Below are 16,662 nucleotides of genomic sequence, written 5' to 3'. Positions count from 1 at the left end.
CGCATCCCGACAGCAGAAAGCTTTCGGGATGCGCATTCTTGAAGTCCCTCTCCGCAAGAAAGTCCCATGCAACCACTCGCTGGATTTTGGGGCTGAAGACCGCGCAATATGAAGCCTATCAGGCGATTTCGAGGCTTTCGAAACGCGCAAGCAAGGGGACAAGTGACAGGCATGGCAGTGAGCAACAAAGCAAGCATTGACAAGCTGATGACGAATGGCCTCACAACGGGGCAAGTGCCGAACGACAGCCGGCATGCGCGTCAGCTCGTCCGGCGCCAGCAGATTGCGGAAACTGTAATGGCTGAAGGCTCGATGCGTATCGAGGACCTCACCGAACGGTTCGGCATCAGCCTGATGACAGCGCATCGCGACGTCGATGAACTGGTAAGCCGTGGCCTGTTTCGCAAGTCGCGCGGCATCGTGTCGGCTGCGCCCACAAGCCTGATCGAGGCAAGCGATCTTTATCGCGTTACCCGCCAGTCGGAAGAAAAGAAACTGATCGCCGAAGCTGCAATGCAGTTCGTTGAACCGGGACAGGCCATTTTCTTCGACGATTCCACCACTGTTCTGCAAATGGTGCCGCATCTTCCGGGCAAGGGACCGCTCACCGTCATCACCAATTCGCTGATCCTGATGAACGAGGTGCGTGACATCAAGGATGTGACGCTGCTTGGCCTTGGCGGTCAGCTCTATAACTGGTGCAACGCATTCGTCGGCGGCATGACGATCCACGAAATTCGCCGTCTTCGCGCCGATGTGGCTTTCATTTCGATTGCAGCGATCACCGACGACCTTCTGTTCCACCAGTCGCCGGAAATGGTGGAAACCAAGCGTGCCATGCTGGACTGCGCCGCCAAGCGCATTCTTCTGGCCGATCACACAAAATTCGAGCGCCGGGCTTTGCACAATTTCGGTGCTCTCAGCGATTTCGATGTGGTCATCGTCGATGAGGCTACGCCTTTCGCGCATATCGAGCGCATGCAGGCGCAAGGCATCAACGTGGTGGTTGCCCACGCCGGAACAGGCGGAAAGCAAGACTAGAGCATAATCCGACCGGAGTGAAACGAGGATCGATAAGATTATGCTTGAAATATAATAACTTAGAGCGCCGATCTGATTCAATCAGATCGAAACGCGCTCTAGCCCGCGCATATTTATCAGGAATACGATACATGCCTTCTCTGCTCGGAATCGACAGCGGACTGACCGTCACCAAAGCCGTATTGTTCGATATTGACGGAACCACCCTTGCCGTTGCCCGCCGCCGCGTGGCGCAATCCTTTCCGCGCGCCCGCCATGTCGAACGCGACATGGATGAATTCTGGAATGCAACAGCGGATGCGATTGCCGAAGCGATAGCCAAAAGCGGGCGGCCTGCTTCCGACATTCTCGCCATCGCCACCACAGCGCATGGTGATGGCATCTACATGCTCGACAAGGACCGCCGTCCGCTTGGCGCAGGCATATTGTCGCTCGACAGCCGTGCCGTCGGTGTGGCCGAATGCTGGGTTGATGGCCCCGTTGCAGAGCAGGCCATAGCCATCACCGGCCAGCTTCCCCATGCATCGGCACCATCGGCCATTCTGGCTTGGGTGAAAGAAAACGAACCCGAACGCTTTGGCCGCATCGCGCATGTGATCGCCTGCAAGGACTGGCTGCGCTTTTGCCTGACCGGCGATGTGGGCACGGATCGCACTGAAGCCTCGACCTCCTTCACCGATGTCAACACGCAGGAATATTCAAAAGAAGCGCTCGCCCTTTTCGGGCTGGATGCGCTTTGGGATGCGCTGCCACCCATGTCGCGTTCCGATGAAATTGTGGGTAGCGTCTCGGGCGAATGCGCAGAGCGCACCGGCCTCGTTGCCGGAACACCGGTTGTCGGTGGCTTGCACGATGTCACCGCTTCAGCGCTTGGCGTCGGCGGGCTTGGCATCGGGACCGTTGCCGTGGTTGCAGGAACCTATTCCATCAACGAAACGCTGTCTTCCGAACCGCGTGTCAACAAAAGCTGGTTCTGCCGCAATGGCATTGCGCCGGGCGAATGGAACAATATGTCGATCTCGCCCGCATCGACGGCCAATTACGACTGGTTTCTCGACAAGCTCTGCCCGGCAGAACGGCGCGAGGCAGAGGAAACAGGACGTTCCATCCACGACATGCTGCGCCCGGAAATCGATGCGGCATTGGCAAAGCCTTCGACGGCAATGTTCCATCCCTACCTCTTCGGTTCGCCCTATGGAGCGATGGCGAGCGGTGCGTTTTTCGGTCTGCGTGGCTGGCAGGATCGGGGTGATATGCTGCGCGCAATCTGGGAAGGCATTGCCTTCAATCATCGCATCCATGTCGATCACCTGAAGGACGGGTTTGCAATCTCCGCTGCGCGCCTCACCGGTGGCGTGTCACGTAGTCCGGCTTTCGCGCAGATGTTTGCCAATGTTCTCGGCATGCCCGTTACCGTCACGGATACGGACGAGGCCGCCGCCTGGGGAGCTGCCCTTTGCGCTGGCAAGGGCGCAGGTGTCTTTGCCAATGTCTACAGCGACCCGCGTGATCTCGATGCCATAGGCCGCACCTATGAGCCGGATGCAGCGCGAAGCGCGCTTTATGAAAAGCGCTATGCGCTGTTCAAGGAGATTGCATCGGCACTGGGGCCGGTCTGGCCGAAGATCGAAGCCCTGACAGATTGAAATAAACGGCGTGTCCCGCGCCTTAGCGACGTAAAGACAGTAAGATGAATAACTTCGCAGGCAATGCCGAAATGAAAAGCCGCATCGGGCAACTGGAAGCCGAGGGCGTGGATGTGCTCATCCTTGGCGCAGGTGTCAACGGAGCAGGCCTTTATCGCGATCTTTGCGAGCAGGGCGTGAGCTGTCTCATTGTCGACAAGGCGGATTTTGGTTCAGGCACGAGTGCTGCGCCGTCGCGGCTTATCCATGGTGGCCTCAAATATCTGGAAACCGGCGAGTTCGGGCTTGTGGCCCAGTCCACTCTGGAACGTAATCTGCTTTTGAAAAATGCGCCGCACAATGTCGAGCCGCTGCCGACTTTCATTCCGGTCTTTTCGTGGACCAAGGGCATCCCGGCGGCGCTGCGCACCCTGTTCGGCTCGACGACCGCGCCGCGCAGCCGTGGCGCCGTGCTGATCAAGATCGGTCTGGCGCTCTACGATTATTTTGGTGCGCGTGAGCGCGTCATGCCACGTCACCGTTTTCTGTTGAAGGAGACGGCGACGAAGGAAATGCCCTATATCACGCCCGCAATCGTGGCGGGCGGCATCTATCACGATGCGAAGGTCAGCCAGCCGGAACGTCTGGTCTATGAACTCGTCAGCGACGGGCTGCGCGCCAATTCGAAAAGCGCTGCCGCCAATTTCACGATGCTGGTTTCCGCCGAGAACGGCCTTATCGGCTTTGAAGGGCCGGATGGCGTAAAATTCGCGGTGAGGCCGAAGCTGGTCATCAACGCGGCTGGGCCATGGATCGACCGGGTCAATGCTGCACTCGGCAAGCCGACCAAGATGATCGGTGGCACCAAGGGTTCGCATATTCTTGTCGACCACCCCGAACTGGTGAAGAGCCTCAACGGACGAATGATCTATTTCGAGGCGGATGACGGGCGCATCTGTCTCGTCTACGACTATCACGGTCTGGCGCTGGTGGGTTCCACCGACATTCCGTCGGATGATCCGGACAATGTGCGCTGCGATGATCATGAAACCGACTATTTCATCGACAGCCTGCGTTCGCTGCTGCCGAAGCTCACATTCGACCGCAGCCAGATTGTCTACACTTATAGCGGCATTCGTCCACTTCCGGCTTCCAATGCTTCCGAACCGGGTTTGATCAGTCGCGATCATTCCGCACCCGTCATCGAGCCGGATGGCAATCGGCCATTCGCGATCATTTCGCTTGTTGGCGGCAAGTGGACCACATTCCGCGGCTTTGCCGAGGAAGTGGCCGACAAGGTTCTGGGCCGGTTCGACAAGACGCGGCAGGTTTCAACGCGCAACCTCCCTATAGGCGGTGGCAGGGACTATCCGTCCGATGATCGCGCCCGCAAAGCTTGGGTGACGAAATATGCCACCGAAACAAGATTGCCCGCCGCACGGGTTGAGACATTGTTGAAGCGCTATGGCAGCACGGCTTTGCCGATCCTCCGCGAGGAAGCAGGGGCAACGGTTGCGATGCTGCCGGAAACCGACACGGTCAGCGCGACGGAAATCGCATGGATCGCACGCAACGAGCTTGTCGTGCATCTGGCGGATGTCGTTTTGCGACGCACCACACTTGCAATCGACGGGGCGCTGACGACCGGCAATCTCGCTGCAATCGCCGATGTTCTGGCGCGGGAGCTTGGCTGGGACGATGCGCGCAAGGCGCAGGAAATCGAAGCGGTCAACACAGAACTTACGAAACGACATAACGTGATTTTGCAGCGGAACCCGGCCAAAAGGCGCTGAACAGTCCGTGAAGTTGATCTATGTTGCGTTGTGAACAGGAAAGGAAACGCCTCATGGATATCAAGCGAAACGGAACCGATCCTTCGGGAAAAGGTCCAGCCGACTGGTTTACGGGCAATGTCCGTATCGATCCGCTGTTTTCTCCCAATAATGCCCGGCGTGCTGCGGCTGCGACCGTAACCTTTGAGCCCGGCGCCCGCACTGCCTGGCACACGCATCCGCTTGGCCAGACCCTGATCGTGACCGCCGGGCTTGGCCTCGTGCAACGCGAAGGCGGACCGATTGAAGAAATCCGGCCCGGCGATGTGGTCTGGTTTGAGCCGGGCGAGAAACACTGGCACGGGGCATCCGCGAGCAATGCCATGACTCATATAGCCATTCAGGAACAGCTCGACGGCAAAGTCGTTGACTGGATGGAGCATGTCAGCGACGTGCAATATGGCGGTGGGAAATAAATTTCGCCCCGGTTTTGCGCAGCTTTCAGAAATCGGCCCGATCGATCAATGGTCAAAGGTTGCGCAAAACGCAAAGATGATTGCGCATATTGCGAACAGGCGTTTCCTGTTTCCCCTATCATGTTGTTCTCAATAAAAACAAAGGGGAGAAGATAATGAAACGCCTATTTCTTTTGCTTGCAGCAAGCGTCGCCAGCGTGCAGGCGCATGCCGCTGAAGGCGCAAACTGCAAGGCACCCAAATTCTCCGATGTCGGCTGGACCGACATTACTGCAACGACGGCGCTCGCTTCTCTGCTGCTTGAAAAAGCCGGATACGAGCCGCAGACAACCATCCTTTCCGTGCCGGTCACCTTCCAGTCGCTGGAAAATGGACAGATCGATATTTTCCTCGGCAACTGGATGCCGCTTCAGGAAGAAGCGCGCAAACCCTATCTTGAAGGCAAGAAGATCGAGCAGGCTGGCGTCAATCTCGAAGGCGCAAAGATCGGTCTTGCTGCGACGGGCAAGGACCTTGGCATCAAGAATTATGCCGATATCGCAAAATTCAAGGACCAGCTTGGCGGCAAGATTTACGGCATCGAGGCTGGCAGCAGCGCAAACGCCACGATCCAATCGATGGTCGAGCAGGACAAATTCGGCCTGAAGGATTTCCAGCTCGCGGAATCGAGCGAGCAGGCCATGCTCTCGCAGGTTCAAAATGCGGTGCGCAAGGATGAGCCCGTTGTGTTCTTTGCCTGGACGCCGCATCCAATGAACATTCGCTACAAGCTCACCTATCTGGAAAATGGTGAAAACCTGTTCGGACCGGATGATGGCGCGGCAACCGTCGAAACACTGACCCGCAAGGGCTATGCAACCGACTGCCCCAACGTCTCGCGCTTTGTGTCGAACCTGAAGTTCAACACGGATATGGAAAGCACGATGATGAACATGATCCTGAACGATGGCATGGAAGCCAAGGATGCCGTCACGAAATGGATCAAGGAGAACCCGGCGCAGCTTGATGCGTGGCTTGACGGCGTGACCACTTTCGACGGCAAACCAGCACTTGCTGAGGTGAAGTCGGGGCTGGGCCTTTAAGTAAGGGTGCCTTTACTGCCGCAGCTTGCTCGGCGACTGACCGAAATGCCGTTTGAAGGCGCGTGACAGTGAACTGATCGACGAAAAGCCGGTCTGTTCCGCTGTGTCCGCCATGGAAAGATGCGTATCGAGGATCAGCCGCCGGGCTGCTTTCAGCCGAAGCGACAGGTAGTAATTGCCCGGTGACTGCCCGATCACATTGGCGAACAGCAATTCAAGGCTGCGCGTTGAAAGCGCAAGTCTTCGGGCGATGCTCGACACGGGGATCGGGCGGTCGATATGGGTTTCCATGATTTTTATGGCATCTGCCAAGCGTGGTTCGCGGTTGAGCAAACGGCCAAGAGAGACCAGCGGCTGTGCGTCGGAAGCCTGTTTCACCTCATCGTAAATATAGAGGCTCGCCACATCCAGCGCAATGGAATAGCCGTGGCGGGCGCGAATGAGTGCCAGCATCATGTCGAGCGCCGGTGCAGCGCCTCCGGTTGTCAGAAAAGCTCCATCCCGCACCCAACGATCCGATTGCATTTCGACTTCCGGGAAGCGCTGTGAGAATGCTTCCATGTCTTCCCAGTGCGTCGTTGCCTTGCGTCCATTGAGCAATCCCGCCTTTGCCAGCACCCATGATCCGGCTTCCACACCCACGACGAGTTTCGATTGCTTGGCCGCCTGGCGCAGCATGGCGAGAAGCTTCGGCGTCGCATGTTCCAGCGCATGAAAGGCGCTGACGATAATGAGAATGTCCTGCGCGCCGACCTCGAAACGGCCATTAGCCGCAACTTTGAGGCCACTGGATGTGACGGGATCGCTGCCATCCGGTGACACCACCCGCCAGCGATAAAGCGAGCGGCCCGTCACGCGGTTGGCACCGCGCATTGGGTCCAGCGTCGCGGCCAGCGACATCAGCGAACAATCCGGCAGGACCAGCAGGGTAACGCTCAGTTCTTCGTCGGAGGGTTCAAAGATCATGCGTTTCGCTCTTCGCCAAATAGATTTCGTAAAATGATAATCCCGTCATTTCGCGACCTGTCAAGCTCGGCGAAAATTGAGGGAAACGATCATGCCTTTAAAGCCCGCCCGCGAAATATTCATCACTGCTGCCGTCACCGGTGCCGGAGCCACCACGCACCGCTCAAACAAGGTGCCGATCACGCCGCGCCAGATTGCGGATGCGGCCATTGAAAGTGCGGAAGCAGGTGCCGCCGTTGCGCATATTCATGTGCGCGATCCGGAAACGGGTGAACCATCGCGTAAGCTGGAGCTTTTCCGCGAGGTTGTGGACCACATCCGGGCGTCCGGTGTCGATATCGTGCTGAACCTGACTGCAGGCGTTGGCGGTGATCTGGTCTTTGGGTCGCCAGAAGCTCCACTGCCACCCGATGCCGCCAAGACCGATATGGCGGGCGCGACGGAACGGCTTGCCCATGTTGCTGAACTCTTGCCGGAAATCTGCACGCTGGATTGCGGCACGATGAATTTCGGCGAGGGCGATTACGTGATGACCAACACGCCTGCCATGCTCAGGGAAATGGCCGGACAGATACAACGGCTTGGCGTGCGTCCGGAGATCGAGATTTTCGACACCGGCCATCTGCCGCTCGCCCAATGGCTGCAACAGCAGGGCCTGCTTGATGACCCGGTTCTGGTGCAGCTGTGCATGGGTATTCCATGGGGCGCGCCGGACGATCTGGCGACGTTGGTTTCCATCGTCCACAACCTGCCGGACAACTGGATTTTCTCGGCGTTTTCTATTGGCCGTAATCAGTTGCCTTATGCGGCCCTTGCCGTGCTGGCGGGTGGCAATATCCGTGTGGGGCTCGAAGACAATATCTGGCTTGACAAGGGCATTCTGGCGTCGAATGGCGATCTGGTCGAACGGGCCAAAGCCATCGCCGTTAATATGGGAACGAAAGTTCTGACGCCTGCTGAAGTCCGCGAAAAACTCAAGCTTACAAAGCGCTGGTGATATCCATGAACAGCCATCCTCCCAAGATTGCCTGCATCGGCAGCGGCGTCATCGGCAGCGGCTGGGCCGCACGCTTTCTGCTGAACGGTTTCGATGTTGCCGTTTACGATCCTTCGCCAGATGCAAAGGCGACGACCGAACACATTCTCGATAATGCACGCAAGGCGCTGGCGGCGCTGACTACCGTGCGCCTTCCGCAGGAGGGGCAACTGTCCTTTTCCGCTTCGCTGGCAGAGGCGGTTGCGGACGCGGCGCTTATACAGGAAAGCGTTCCCGAACGCCTTGACCTTAAACTTGCCGTGCTTGCGGAGATTGAAGCAGCTTGCGCAGACGATGCACTGATCGCCTCGTCCACTTCCGGCTTTCTTCCAAGCAAGTTGCAGGCTGGGTTGCGGCATCCGGAGCGCCTCTTGATCGCGCATCCCTATAATCCCGTTTACCTGTTGCCGCTGGTTGAACTGGTGCCGGGAGGCAAGACTTCCGTATCGACAATTGAAAGTGCGTCCGCTCTCTACCGCCAGACCGGAATGGAGCCGGTCGTTCTTGAAAAGGAAATCGACGCTTTTGTTGGCGACAGGCTTCTGGAAGCGCTGTGGCGAGAGGCCTTGTGGCTCGTGCGCGACGGCATCGCCACGGTCGAGCAGATTGACGACATCATCCGCTATTCGTTCGGGCTTCGCTGGGCACAGATGGGGCTGTTCCAGACCTATCGCATTGCCGGCGGTCCGGCAGGTATGCGACACTTCCTCGCCCAGTTCGGGCCTGCGCTACAATGGCCATGGACGAAGCTGACAGATGTGCCCGATCTTGATGACAGCCTGATCAGCCGCATTGCGGATCAGTCGGACGAGCAGAATGAAGGGCTTTCAATCCACGATCTGGAACGGATTCGTGACGAAAATCTGGTTGCGATCATTCGCGCTCTCGCGCATCAGCAAAACGGCAAGGGTTGGGGTGCGGGCGCGCTTCTCAATGCCTATACCGCACGGCTCGATGGGGCGGGCTCTTCCAAGGCAGGTTCCGGCCCGTTGCGTCTTCTGGATGCGCGCGTGATCCCGGAGTGGATCGACTATAACGGGCATATGACCGAGCATCGTTATCTCGATGTATTCGGCCAGACGACGGACAGGTTTCTGGCACATATCGGTGTGGACGAAGCCTATCTGAAATCCGGTCACAGCTACTACACGGTCGAAACCCATATCATGCATCGCGGCGAGGCCAAGGTAGGCGATGCGCTACATGTGGAAACGCAGTTGCTCTCCTTTGACGAGAAACGCGCGCATGTCTTTCACAGTCTGAGGCGGGGCGATACGGAAATCGCCAGCGCCGAGCAGATGCTGCTGCATGTCGATAGCACAGTGGGCAAGGCGGTCGCTGCGAAGGCCGGAATTCTGGCCGCATTGGAGGGGCTTTCTCATGCACACCGTGAGATGCCGACACCGATCGCCGTCGGGCGGCATGTTGGAAGACGGGGCTGAACAACGTCTATAATTTTCAGTGAAATCAAGGTGCTGATCCAAGATCGGCGCTTTGGTTTTTGTCGTGCTTGACATTTAATCAATCGATTGATTAAATCATGATATGAGCAAAGCGAAACATACAAGGCAAGAGCCTCCGTCACCTTCGGTCGATCAGACGCGAGCGGCGCTGATCCACGCGGCCTTGCAACTATTTGGCTCGAAGGGTTTCGATGCCACATCGACGCGTGAGATCGCCGGTCTGGCCAAGGCGAATATCGGTTCCATCGCCTATCATTTCGGCGGCAAGGAAGGGCTGCGACTGGCGGCGGCAGACTATATTGTCGAAACGATACAAGGCATAGCCGGGCAGGCGCTTGGACATCACGGTGTGATCAGTGCACCTGCCGAAACGAAGGAAACGGCCCGCCAGCAGCTCGGTCTGGCGCTGGAGCGGATGACGCATTTCATCGTCGCGCAACCACAGTCCGGCGAGATCGTTCAGTTTCTCTTGCGCGAACTGGCGCATCCGACCGCAGCACTCGATCGCATCTATTCCGGTGTTTTCGAGCCGACGCACAAAAGGCTTTGCGCCATCTGGGAAGTCGCGACGGGCGAACCTGCCGAGAGCGAGGCCACACGGCTTCTCATCTTCACCCTGCTTGGGCAGATCGTTTATTTCCGCATTGGCCGGGAAGCTGTGAAACGGCGCATGGGCTGGTCCACGATGGGCGCGGAAGAGGCGGCGGCTGTCGCGGCAATCGCACGCCAGAATTTGATGGCCATTCTCGCAGCGAAGGACGCCATCAAAGACGGCGAGGTGAAAGCATGAGTATTCTCTGTATTGTTCCTTTCGCCTCTTATCTTTTCGCCGCATGCAGCGCACAGCCCCTTGCTGTTGGTTACGTTGAGGGTGAATTCGTGCAGCTTGCGCCGCTGGAAGTGGCGCAGGTTCAGTCCGTTGCCGTCAGGCGTGGGGATCGTGTCGAGCCGGGCAAGCCCATAGCAATGACGGAGGATGCGGACGCAAAGATCGCCGTCGCGCAGGCCGAGGCAGCATTGGCGCAGGCACGCGCGCAACTGGCGGATTTGCAGGTTGGCAAGCGCCCCGATGAAATTGCAGTTCTGGAAGCGGCGGTCAGGACGGCCAAAGCACAGGCAGACGATGCCCAGCGAACGCTTTTGCGCACGCAAGACCTGACGAAACGCGGAGTGATGACACAGGCGCAGCTTGACGATGCGGCCACCAAGGTTGAAGTGGCTGAGGCCTCGATCAATCAGGCCACAGCCAATCTGGCGGTTGGTCGATTGCCCGCGCGCCCTGAAGAAATCAAGGCGGCAGAGAATGCCGTCAAAAGTGCCGAAGCGCAGCTGGATTCCGCACGCTGGCATCTGACCAAGCGAACGATTGAAGCACCTGCGCCGGGCCGGATCACCGATGTCATCCGCAATCCGGGCGATATTGCCGGTCCGTCTGCGCCGGTTTTGACGATGCTGCCCGATGGTGCGGTCAAGCTGAAGGTCTACATACCGGAAGACAAGTTTTCAGCAGTGCGGGTGGGCGATACGTTGTCTGTGCGCTGCGATGGCTGCGCGCCCGGCCTGCAAGCCCGTGTGAGCTATGTTTCGCCCGATCCGGAATTCACGCCGCCCGTCATCTACTCGCTCGAAACGCGCCAGAAGCTCGTCTATCTCGTTGAGGCGCATCCGGTCGATCCCGCATCGCCTCTGCAGCCCGGCCAGATCGTGGATGTCGATCTGGCTGCCCGATAGGCGGAGATGGCAATGGCGAACGCTATCGATGTCAAAGGTCTCGTCAAGCGGTTCGGTGACGCTACGGTCGTCGATCATGTGAGCATGTCGGTGGCCGAAGGTGAGATTGTCGGCTTTCTGGGGCCGAACGGTTCGGGCAAGACGACCACCATCCGCATAATGTGCGGGCTGCTGACGCCCGACGAGGGTGAAGGCAAGGTGCTTGGTTTCGATCTTCGTACCGAAGGGCTGAAGATCAAGCGTGAAGTCGGCTACATGACGCAGCACTTTTCATTCTATGAAGACCTGACAATTGCCGAGAACCTTGAATTCGTTGCGCGTCTCTACCGGTTGAAGCCGGTGAAGGAGCATGTGGCACGGACACTTGAGGAACTGGGCCTGACATCACGTGGAGACCAGCTGGCGGGCACGCTTTCCGGCGGCTGGAAACAGCGGCTGGCACTGGCAGCCTGTATCATGCACAAGCCAAAGCTTCTGCTGCTGGATGAGCCGACCGCCGGGGTTGATCCGAAGGCGCGGCGCGACTTCTGGGACGAGATACATCGCCTCGCCGATGGCGGGCTGACTGTGCTCGTTTCGACCCATTACATGGATGAAGCCGAACGCTGCCACCGCATCAGCTATATTTCCTATGGCAAGCTATTGGCGACGGGAACCGTCCGGGACGTTATCGATAAGGCAGGGCTAACGACCTTCATCGTCAATGGTCCGAGGCTCAGCGAAGTGGCGCGCGAACTGGAGGGCGAACCGGGTGTCGAGCAGGTTGCGCCTTTCGGTGCGACGCTCCATGTCGTGGGGTCCGACAGGGTGAAGCTTGAGGCAGCTCTGGAAAAGATCAGGCATCGTGAGGGCATTACCGTCGAGGCAGGTGAAACCAGCCTAGAGGATGTGTTCATCCAGTTCATGGCCAATGCCCAGGACAATATGTCGAAGGGCAGAAATTCCGGGAGCGGCAAACAATGAATGGCTGGTTCTCGTTCGAGCGTCTTGGCGCAATGCTGGTGAAGGAATTCATCCAGATGCGGCGTGACCGCATCACCTTCGCCATGATGCTGGTCGTCCCGCTGATGCAGTTGCTGCTTTTCGGCTTTGCCATCAACAATGATCCGAAGAGCCTGCCGAGCGCATTGGTTGTGACCAGTCAGGATCATTATACACGCGCCATGATTTCCGCTCTGGAAACCACAGGCTATTACCGTTTTGACCATGTTGTGCAAAGTGCGGCGGAAGCCGAGGCGTTGATTGCCAATGGAACGGTTTCCTTCGTGGTGACAATCCCGTCGGATTTCGCAAGGCGTGTCGATGCCGGCGAACAGCCGCAAATTCTGATCGAGGCCGACGCAACCGACCCGTCAGTGGCAAGCGGCGCCGTTTCCACGCTTGGAACCGTCGCAAGTCAGGCGCTTCTGCGTGAACAGGGCAAGCAGGCTGAGGCTGCGGATGCCGCGCGAAGCCAGCTACAGGTCATCGTGCATCGGCGTTACAACCCGGAAGGCGTGTCGCAATACAATATCGTTCCCGGCCTGCTGGGTGTCATTCTGCAAATGACGATGGTGATGATGACAGCCATGGCGCTGACCCGCGAGACAGAACGCGGCACGATGGAAAACCTGCTTGCCATGCCGGCCACGCCAGCCGAAATCATGCTGGGCAAAGTTCTGCCATTTCTGGTCGTCGGCGGCGTGCAGGTTGTGGTCGTGCTGGTCGCGGCAAAGCTTCTGTTCGGCGTGCCCTTTGTGGGATCGCTGGCACTTCTCCTGACCTGCGTGCTGATCTTCGTCCTGTCGCTGGTCCTGCTCGGCTACACGATCTCGACAGCATCGCGCACACAGATGCAGGCCATGCAGCTTACCTTCTTTTTCTTTCTGCCATCACTGATGCTGTCCGGCTTCATGTTCCCGTTTCGGGGTATGCCCGATTGGGCGCAGGCGTTGGGCGAAATTTTTCCGCTGACGCATTTTCTGCGGATCGTCCGCGCAGTCATGCTTAAGGGCGCCCACCTTTCCGACATTGCCGGAGAGGTGAACGCCCTCATATTTTTCGTGTTCCTGTTTGCGTCGCTGGCGCTTCTGCGCTTCAGGAGAACGTTGGATTAGCAGGCCGATGGCGCCAGCGCTGTTTTCGGGCGGCGGGACAGTGTGAACAACAGTCCTGCCGCTGCCAGAAGGCCGCCTGCGACGGGAATGGCTGCATAGCCATAGCCTGCGCTGATGACGCCGCCGCCAAGGGCCGCACCCACCGCATTGCCGAGGTTGAACGCGCCGATATTGATCGACGATGCCAGCCCCGGTGCTTCCGATGCAGCCTGCATCACGCGGGTCTGGACCGGAGGAACGATGGCGAAGGCCGCCGCACCCCAGGCGAGCAGGCCGATTGCTGCGCCGATATGGCTTCCCAGCAGGAACGGCAGTGCCAGACTGATGATGGCAAGTGCTGCGAGAAATATCCGTGTCGCGCCATTGAGCGACCAGTCGGCGAGGCGTCCGCCGAGTGCGTTGCCAATGGTGAAGCCCACGCCGATAAGAATAAGCGCCAGCGTCACGAAGCCTTCCGAAGCGCCGGTAAGGTCGGTCAGTACAGGTGCTACATAGGTGTAGAGCGTGAACATGGCGCCAGCACCCATGACGGTTGTTGCGAGCGACATCAGCACGGTTGGGCGCATCAGGACGCCAAGCTCGCGCCGGATGTCGGGCATCTTGCCTGCTTCACCGCGCGGCAGTGAAAGCCAGAGCGCCGAGATGGCGAGCAGACCCAGAACAGCAGTACCGGCAAATGACATGCGCCAGCCAATCTGCTGGCCAATCCAGGTCGCAGCCGGGACGCCGCCGATATTGGCAATCGTCAGGCCCATGAACATGGTGGCAACGGCACTGGCCCGCTTTTCAGGAGGCACGACGCTGGCTGCAACAATGGAACCGAGGCCGAAAAATGCACCGTGATTGAGGCTTGTTACCAAGCGTGCTGCAAGCAGCGTCCAGTAGTCCGGTGCGAGAGCCGACAGGATGTTGCCGAGCGTGAAGATACCCATCAGCAGCATCAGGGCCGTGCGTTTGCCGAACCGCCCGAAGGCAAGCGTCATGATCGGTGCGCCAACCATCACGCCGATGGCATAGGCGCTGACCAGAAGCCCGGCTGTCGGGATGGAAACGTCAACGCCGTCGGCAATGACCGGCAGCAGACCCATTGGTGCAAATTCCGTGGTGCCAATACCGAAGGCACCGATTGCAAGCGCCAGAAGCGGCCAGTTGAAACCGGCCGCCTTCGTCGCGCTGTCGTGAGACGTCATCGTGCTCATCATAGTCTCCGTTATTTGTCCCAGACTGGGGCCAGACCTTCGGGGCTGACCAGTCGTCCATCGGGACGGGCGAGTTTGGAAATCGCCGTCATGTCTTCAGCACTGAGCTCAAAGTCGAATATGTCGAAATTTTCAGCGACACGCTCGGGCTTGGCCGTCTTGGAAAGGGCGATGAAGCCGCGTTCAATCAGCCAGCGCAGACCGACCTGAGCGGCAGTCTTGCCGTATCTGGCGCCAATCGCCTGCAAGGTGGGGTCGCGCGGCACTGCGCCATCAGCCATACCGTAATAGGCGGTTATAGCGACGCCTGCTGCCTTTGCGGCCTCGGCTACGGCATTCTGGTCGAGATAGGGATGGACCTCGATCTGGTTGGTGACGATGGGCGCGGCACTGCGAAGGACGGACTCTTTCATCTGCGCAACATTCTGATTGCTCACGCCGATGAAGTGCGTTTTGCCTGCCGTTTGCACTGTGTTCAGCATGTCAATCTGGTCGGCAATAGCCACCTTGTCGGCAGGCCAGTGCAGAAGCAGAAGGTCGACCTGATCGACTTTCAGCTTGTCGAGGCTTTCGTCGACGGATGTACTGAATTTTTCGGGGCTATAATTATCGACCCAGACTTTCGTGGTGAGGAACAGGTCCTCGCGTCGTGCGCCGGCCTTTTCCAGTGCGCGCCCGAGAGCAGCCTCGTTCTGGTAGATCTGCGCCGTGTCGAAATGGCGGAAGCCAGCTTCCAGCGCTGCTGGAACAACGTTTTCCACTTCCGCATCCGTCATGCGAAAAACACCGAAGCCGAGCGCGGGTATGGCCGCGCCGTGTGCGTTCACGATTTTCATATTATCTCCTGTTGACTGGCCTTCGGCGTTTCGCGTGAGGAGCGCGAGCTTGGGAGGCTCATGCTTCGGGCCGTCAATTTGTTGATCCTGTACCGAGCAATTTTCGGTCAGATTAGATTTCGTGATGCAGAAATAGGATAATCGCGCGGGCTTGAAAATCCGCTCGGAATCCACATTATCTGTGAAACGGTTTCACAGATGGAGCAGGGCGATGGATAATCGCGTCGGCGAAATGCAGGTCTTTCTGCGGGTGGTGGAAACGGGCAGTTTCTCCGAAGCCGCCCGTCTTCTGCGCATGAACCCTTCGACCATCAGCAAGCTCATATCCCGTATAGAGGCGCGACTCGGCGTGCGGCTTCTGGAGCGCTCTTCCCGCCGCCTGTCGCTGACGACCGAGGGGCAGATTTATTATGAGCGTAGTCAGGGGCTGCTGCGTGATTTCGAGGAAGTCGAACGCGAGCTTTCGCAAGGTTCTGCAAGTACAGGCGGTACGGTCCGCGTCAATGCATCGGTTGCATTGGGCACGCTGGCGCTGGAGCCTTTGTTGCCGGAATTTCTGTCGGCCTATCCGAATATCGTGATCGACCTGTCCCTGTCGGACGAACTGGTTGATCTTTATCTTGATCGCACCGATGTGGCTTTCCGCATCGGCACCTTGCCCAATTCCAGCATGATGGCGCGCAAGCTTGGCACGGCTCGGCGCAAGATCGTGGCGGCTCCGGCCTATCTGGAACGCTGCGGGATGCCGTTGACCATAGATGATCTCATCGATCACAATTGCATCGGTTTCAATTTCCGCCGTGCAGCACCTGTATGGCCGCTGAAGGAAAGCGGTCGCATCGTGGATCGCGCGGTCTACGGTTCGCTGCTGGCCAATAATGGGGAGACGGTCCGGCGCATGGCGGTCGCTGGGCTGGGGCTCGCTCGTATCGGCGATTATCACGCGCGGAACGACCTCGCGTCTGGCGCATTGGTAGAGGTTCTGGCCGAGGCGGTGGAGAATGACATAGAGGAAGTACACGCCGTATTTCTTGGCGGCGCGCGACTGCCGCAACGGGTCCGTGTCTTCCTCGATTTTGTAGTGCCGCGTCTGCAGGCTTATCTCGCGGCTCAGTAGGGTCTTTTTGCTCGAATCATTGGCAATGATCCCCGGAAACGTCGAATTTCCGGTGCAAAACACGTGCTTCATCCAAAATAATTAGCTTTCCGATAGCCCAACGATTTCAGCTTGTTGCTGATGCGAACCCCTATGATCACGGGTTAGTGCTCCGCTTTTGTGTTGACTATTAACACTCCGTTAACCACAGTTTGTTGCAATATGTTACAAAGCGTTATCACT

General features: G+C 58.2%; 15 protein-coding genes. 12 read left to right on the top strand and 3 right to left on the bottom strand.

Annotated features, from left to right (window positions below):
• The first annotated feature begins 171 nt into the window (after positions 1–171).
• From KWJ32_RS10185 to choX, 5 genes are all read left to right on the top strand, one after another.
• Positions 172–1,041, top strand: coding sequence for a DeoR/GlpR family DNA-binding transcription regulator (locus tag KWJ32_RS10185; RefSeq protein ID WP_011982657.1), 870 nt, complete (start codon positions 172–174; stop codon positions 1,039–1,041).
• Positions 1,042–1,172: 131 nt separating this feature from the next.
• Positions 1,173–2,687, top strand: a complete 1,515-nt coding sequence (locus tag KWJ32_RS10180) for an FGGY-family carbohydrate kinase (RefSeq protein ID WP_011982658.1) — start codon at positions 1,173–1,175, stop codon at positions 2,685–2,687.
• A gap of 71 nt (positions 2,688–2,758) precedes the next feature.
• Complete coding sequence (locus KWJ32_RS10175) at positions 2,759–4,459, top strand: glycerol-3-phosphate dehydrogenase/oxidase (protein ID WP_011982659.1); 1,701 nt, start codon at positions 2,759–2,761, stop codon at positions 4,457–4,459.
• Positions 4,460–4,512: 53 nt separating this feature from the next.
• Positions 4,513–4,914, top strand: a complete 402-nt coding sequence (locus KWJ32_RS10170) for a cupin domain-containing protein (RefSeq protein WP_011982660.1) — start codon at positions 4,513–4,515, stop codon at positions 4,912–4,914.
• A gap of 155 nt (positions 4,915–5,069) precedes the next feature.
• Entirely contained in the window at positions 5,070–5,996 is a 927-nt protein-coding gene (gene choX / locus KWJ32_RS10165; RefSeq protein ID WP_011982661.1) for a choline ABC transporter substrate-binding protein, read from the top strand.
• A gap of 12 nt (positions 5,997–6,008) precedes the next feature.
• Here the strand turns inward: choX and KWJ32_RS10160 are convergent, their stop codons facing one another.
• Positions 6,009–6,962 carry a GlxA family transcriptional regulator gene (locus KWJ32_RS10160; protein ID WP_011982662.1) on the bottom strand — a complete coding sequence of 318 codons (954 nt, stop codon included), beginning with the start codon at positions 6,960–6,962 and terminating at the stop codon, positions 6,009–6,011.
• A gap of 91 nt (positions 6,963–7,053) precedes the next feature.
• Between KWJ32_RS10160 and KWJ32_RS10155 the strand changes: the two genes are divergently transcribed.
• The 6 genes from KWJ32_RS10155 to KWJ32_RS10130 all read left to right on the top strand — a co-directional run bounded on the left by KWJ32_RS10155 (position 7,054) and on the right by KWJ32_RS10130 (position 13,288).
• Positions 7,054–7,959 (top strand): 3-keto-5-aminohexanoate cleavage protein, encoded by a 906-nt coding sequence (locus KWJ32_RS10155; RefSeq protein ID WP_011982663.1) that lies wholly within the window; start codon positions 7,054–7,056, stop codon positions 7,957–7,959.
• Positions 7,960–7,964: 5 nt separating this feature from the next.
• Positions 7,965–9,440: a carnitine 3-dehydrogenase gene (locus KWJ32_RS10150; RefSeq protein WP_011982664.1), complete on the top strand. Its 1,476-nt coding sequence runs from the start codon at positions 7,965–7,967 to the stop codon at positions 9,438–9,440.
• A gap of 103 nt (positions 9,441–9,543) precedes the next feature.
• The gene (locus tag KWJ32_RS10145; RefSeq protein ID WP_011982665.1) at positions 9,544–10,251 is read left to right on the top strand and encodes a DUF1956 domain-containing protein; all 708 of its coding nucleotides are present in this window, start codon (positions 9,544–9,546) and stop codon (positions 10,249–10,251) included.
• Positions 10,248–11,192, top strand: coding sequence for an HlyD family efflux transporter periplasmic adaptor subunit (locus KWJ32_RS10140; protein ID WP_011982666.1), 945 nt, complete (start codon positions 10,248–10,250; stop codon positions 11,190–11,192). Before KWJ32_RS10145 ends, KWJ32_RS10140 begins: the two co-directional genes overlap by 4 nt.
• A 12-nt stretch (positions 11,193–11,204) precedes the next feature.
• The gene (locus KWJ32_RS10135; RefSeq protein WP_151610198.1) at positions 11,205–12,155 is read left to right on the top strand and encodes an ABC transporter ATP-binding protein; all 951 of its coding nucleotides are present in this window, start codon (positions 11,205–11,207) and stop codon (positions 12,153–12,155) included.
• Entirely contained in the window at positions 12,152–13,288 is a 1,137-nt protein-coding gene (locus tag KWJ32_RS10130; protein WP_125334808.1) for an ABC transporter permease, read from the top strand. The genes KWJ32_RS10135 and KWJ32_RS10130 overlap by 4 nt, the downstream gene beginning before the upstream one ends.
• On the opposite strand, the gene KWJ32_RS10125 is transcribed toward KWJ32_RS10130, so the two are convergent.
• Positions 13,285–14,487 carry an MFS transporter gene (locus tag KWJ32_RS10125; RefSeq protein WP_151610199.1) on the bottom strand — a complete coding sequence of 401 codons (1,203 nt, stop codon included), beginning with the start codon at positions 14,485–14,487 and terminating at the stop codon, positions 13,285–13,287. The genes KWJ32_RS10130 and KWJ32_RS10125 overlap by 4 nt on opposite strands.
• A gap of 11 nt (positions 14,488–14,498) precedes the next feature.
• The gene (locus tag KWJ32_RS10120) at positions 14,499–15,323 is read right to left on the bottom strand and encodes an aldo/keto reductase (RefSeq protein ID WP_151610200.1); all 825 of its coding nucleotides are present in this window, start codon (positions 15,321–15,323) and stop codon (positions 14,499–14,501) included.
• Positions 15,324–15,534: 211 nt separating this feature from the next.
• Here KWJ32_RS10120 and KWJ32_RS10115 point away from each other — a divergent pair, with 211 nt between their 5' ends.
• Complete coding sequence (locus KWJ32_RS10115; RefSeq protein ID WP_010660890.1) at positions 15,535–16,440, top strand: LysR family transcriptional regulator; 906 nt, start codon at positions 15,535–15,537, stop codon at positions 16,438–16,440.
• The last annotated feature ends 222 nt before the right edge of the window (positions 16,441–16,662 follow it).

This window comes from Ochrobactrum sp. BTU2 (assembly GCF_024539785.1).
In the GTDB taxonomy this organism is placed as follows: Bacteria; Pseudomonadota; Alphaproteobacteria; order Rhizobiales; family Rhizobiaceae; genus Brucella; species Brucella anthropi.
The sequence above is the reverse complement of the archived record's forward strand: the minus strand, read 5'-3'. Positions and strand labels throughout refer to the sequence as shown.

Coding starts and splice junctions, on each gene's coding strand:
- KWJ32_RS10130 (WP_125334808.1), top strand. CDS start 12,152: ATGAATGGCTGGTTCTCGTTCGAGCGTCTTGGCGCAATGCTGGTGAAG.
- KWJ32_RS10175 (WP_011982659.1), top strand. CDS start 2,759: ATGAAAAGCCGCATCGGGCAACTGGAAGCCGAGGGCGTGGATGTGCTC.
- KWJ32_RS10135 (WP_151610198.1), top strand. CDS start 11,205: ATGGCGAACGCTATCGATGTCAAAGGTCTCGTCAAGCGGTTCGGTGAC.
- KWJ32_RS10115 (WP_010660890.1), top strand. CDS start 15,535: ATGGATAATCGCGTCGGCGAAATGCAGGTCTTTCTGCGGGTGGTGGAA.
- KWJ32_RS10145 (WP_011982665.1), top strand. CDS start 9,544: ATGAGCAAAGCGAAACATACAAGGCAAGAGCCTCCGTCACCTTCGGTC.
- KWJ32_RS10125 (WP_151610199.1), bottom strand. CDS start 14,487: ATGAGCACGATGACGTCTCACGACAGCGCGACGAAGGCGGCCGGTTTC.
- KWJ32_RS10120 (WP_151610200.1), bottom strand. CDS start 15,323: ATGAAAATCGTGAACGCACACGGCGCGGCCATACCCGCGCTCGGCTTC.
- KWJ32_RS10185 (WP_011982657.1), top strand. CDS start 172: ATGGCAGTGAGCAACAAAGCAAGCATTGACAAGCTGATGACGAATGGC.
- KWJ32_RS10155 (WP_011982663.1), top strand. CDS start 7,054: ATGCCTTTAAAGCCCGCCCGCGAAATATTCATCACTGCTGCCGTCACC.
- KWJ32_RS10140 (WP_011982666.1), top strand. CDS start 10,248: ATGAGTATTCTCTGTATTGTTCCTTTCGCCTCTTATCTTTTCGCCGCA.
- KWJ32_RS10150 (WP_011982664.1), top strand. CDS start 7,965: ATGAACAGCCATCCTCCCAAGATTGCCTGCATCGGCAGCGGCGTCATC.
- KWJ32_RS10180 (WP_011982658.1), top strand. CDS start 1,173: ATGCCTTCTCTGCTCGGAATCGACAGCGGACTGACCGTCACCAAAGCC.
- KWJ32_RS10160 (WP_011982662.1), bottom strand. CDS start 6,962: ATGATCTTTGAACCCTCCGACGAAGAACTGAGCGTTACCCTGCTGGTC.
- choX (WP_011982661.1), top strand. CDS start 5,070: ATGAAACGCCTATTTCTTTTGCTTGCAGCAAGCGTCGCCAGCGTGCAG.
- KWJ32_RS10170 (WP_011982660.1), top strand. CDS start 4,513: ATGGATATCAAGCGAAACGGAACCGATCCTTCGGGAAAAGGTCCAGCC.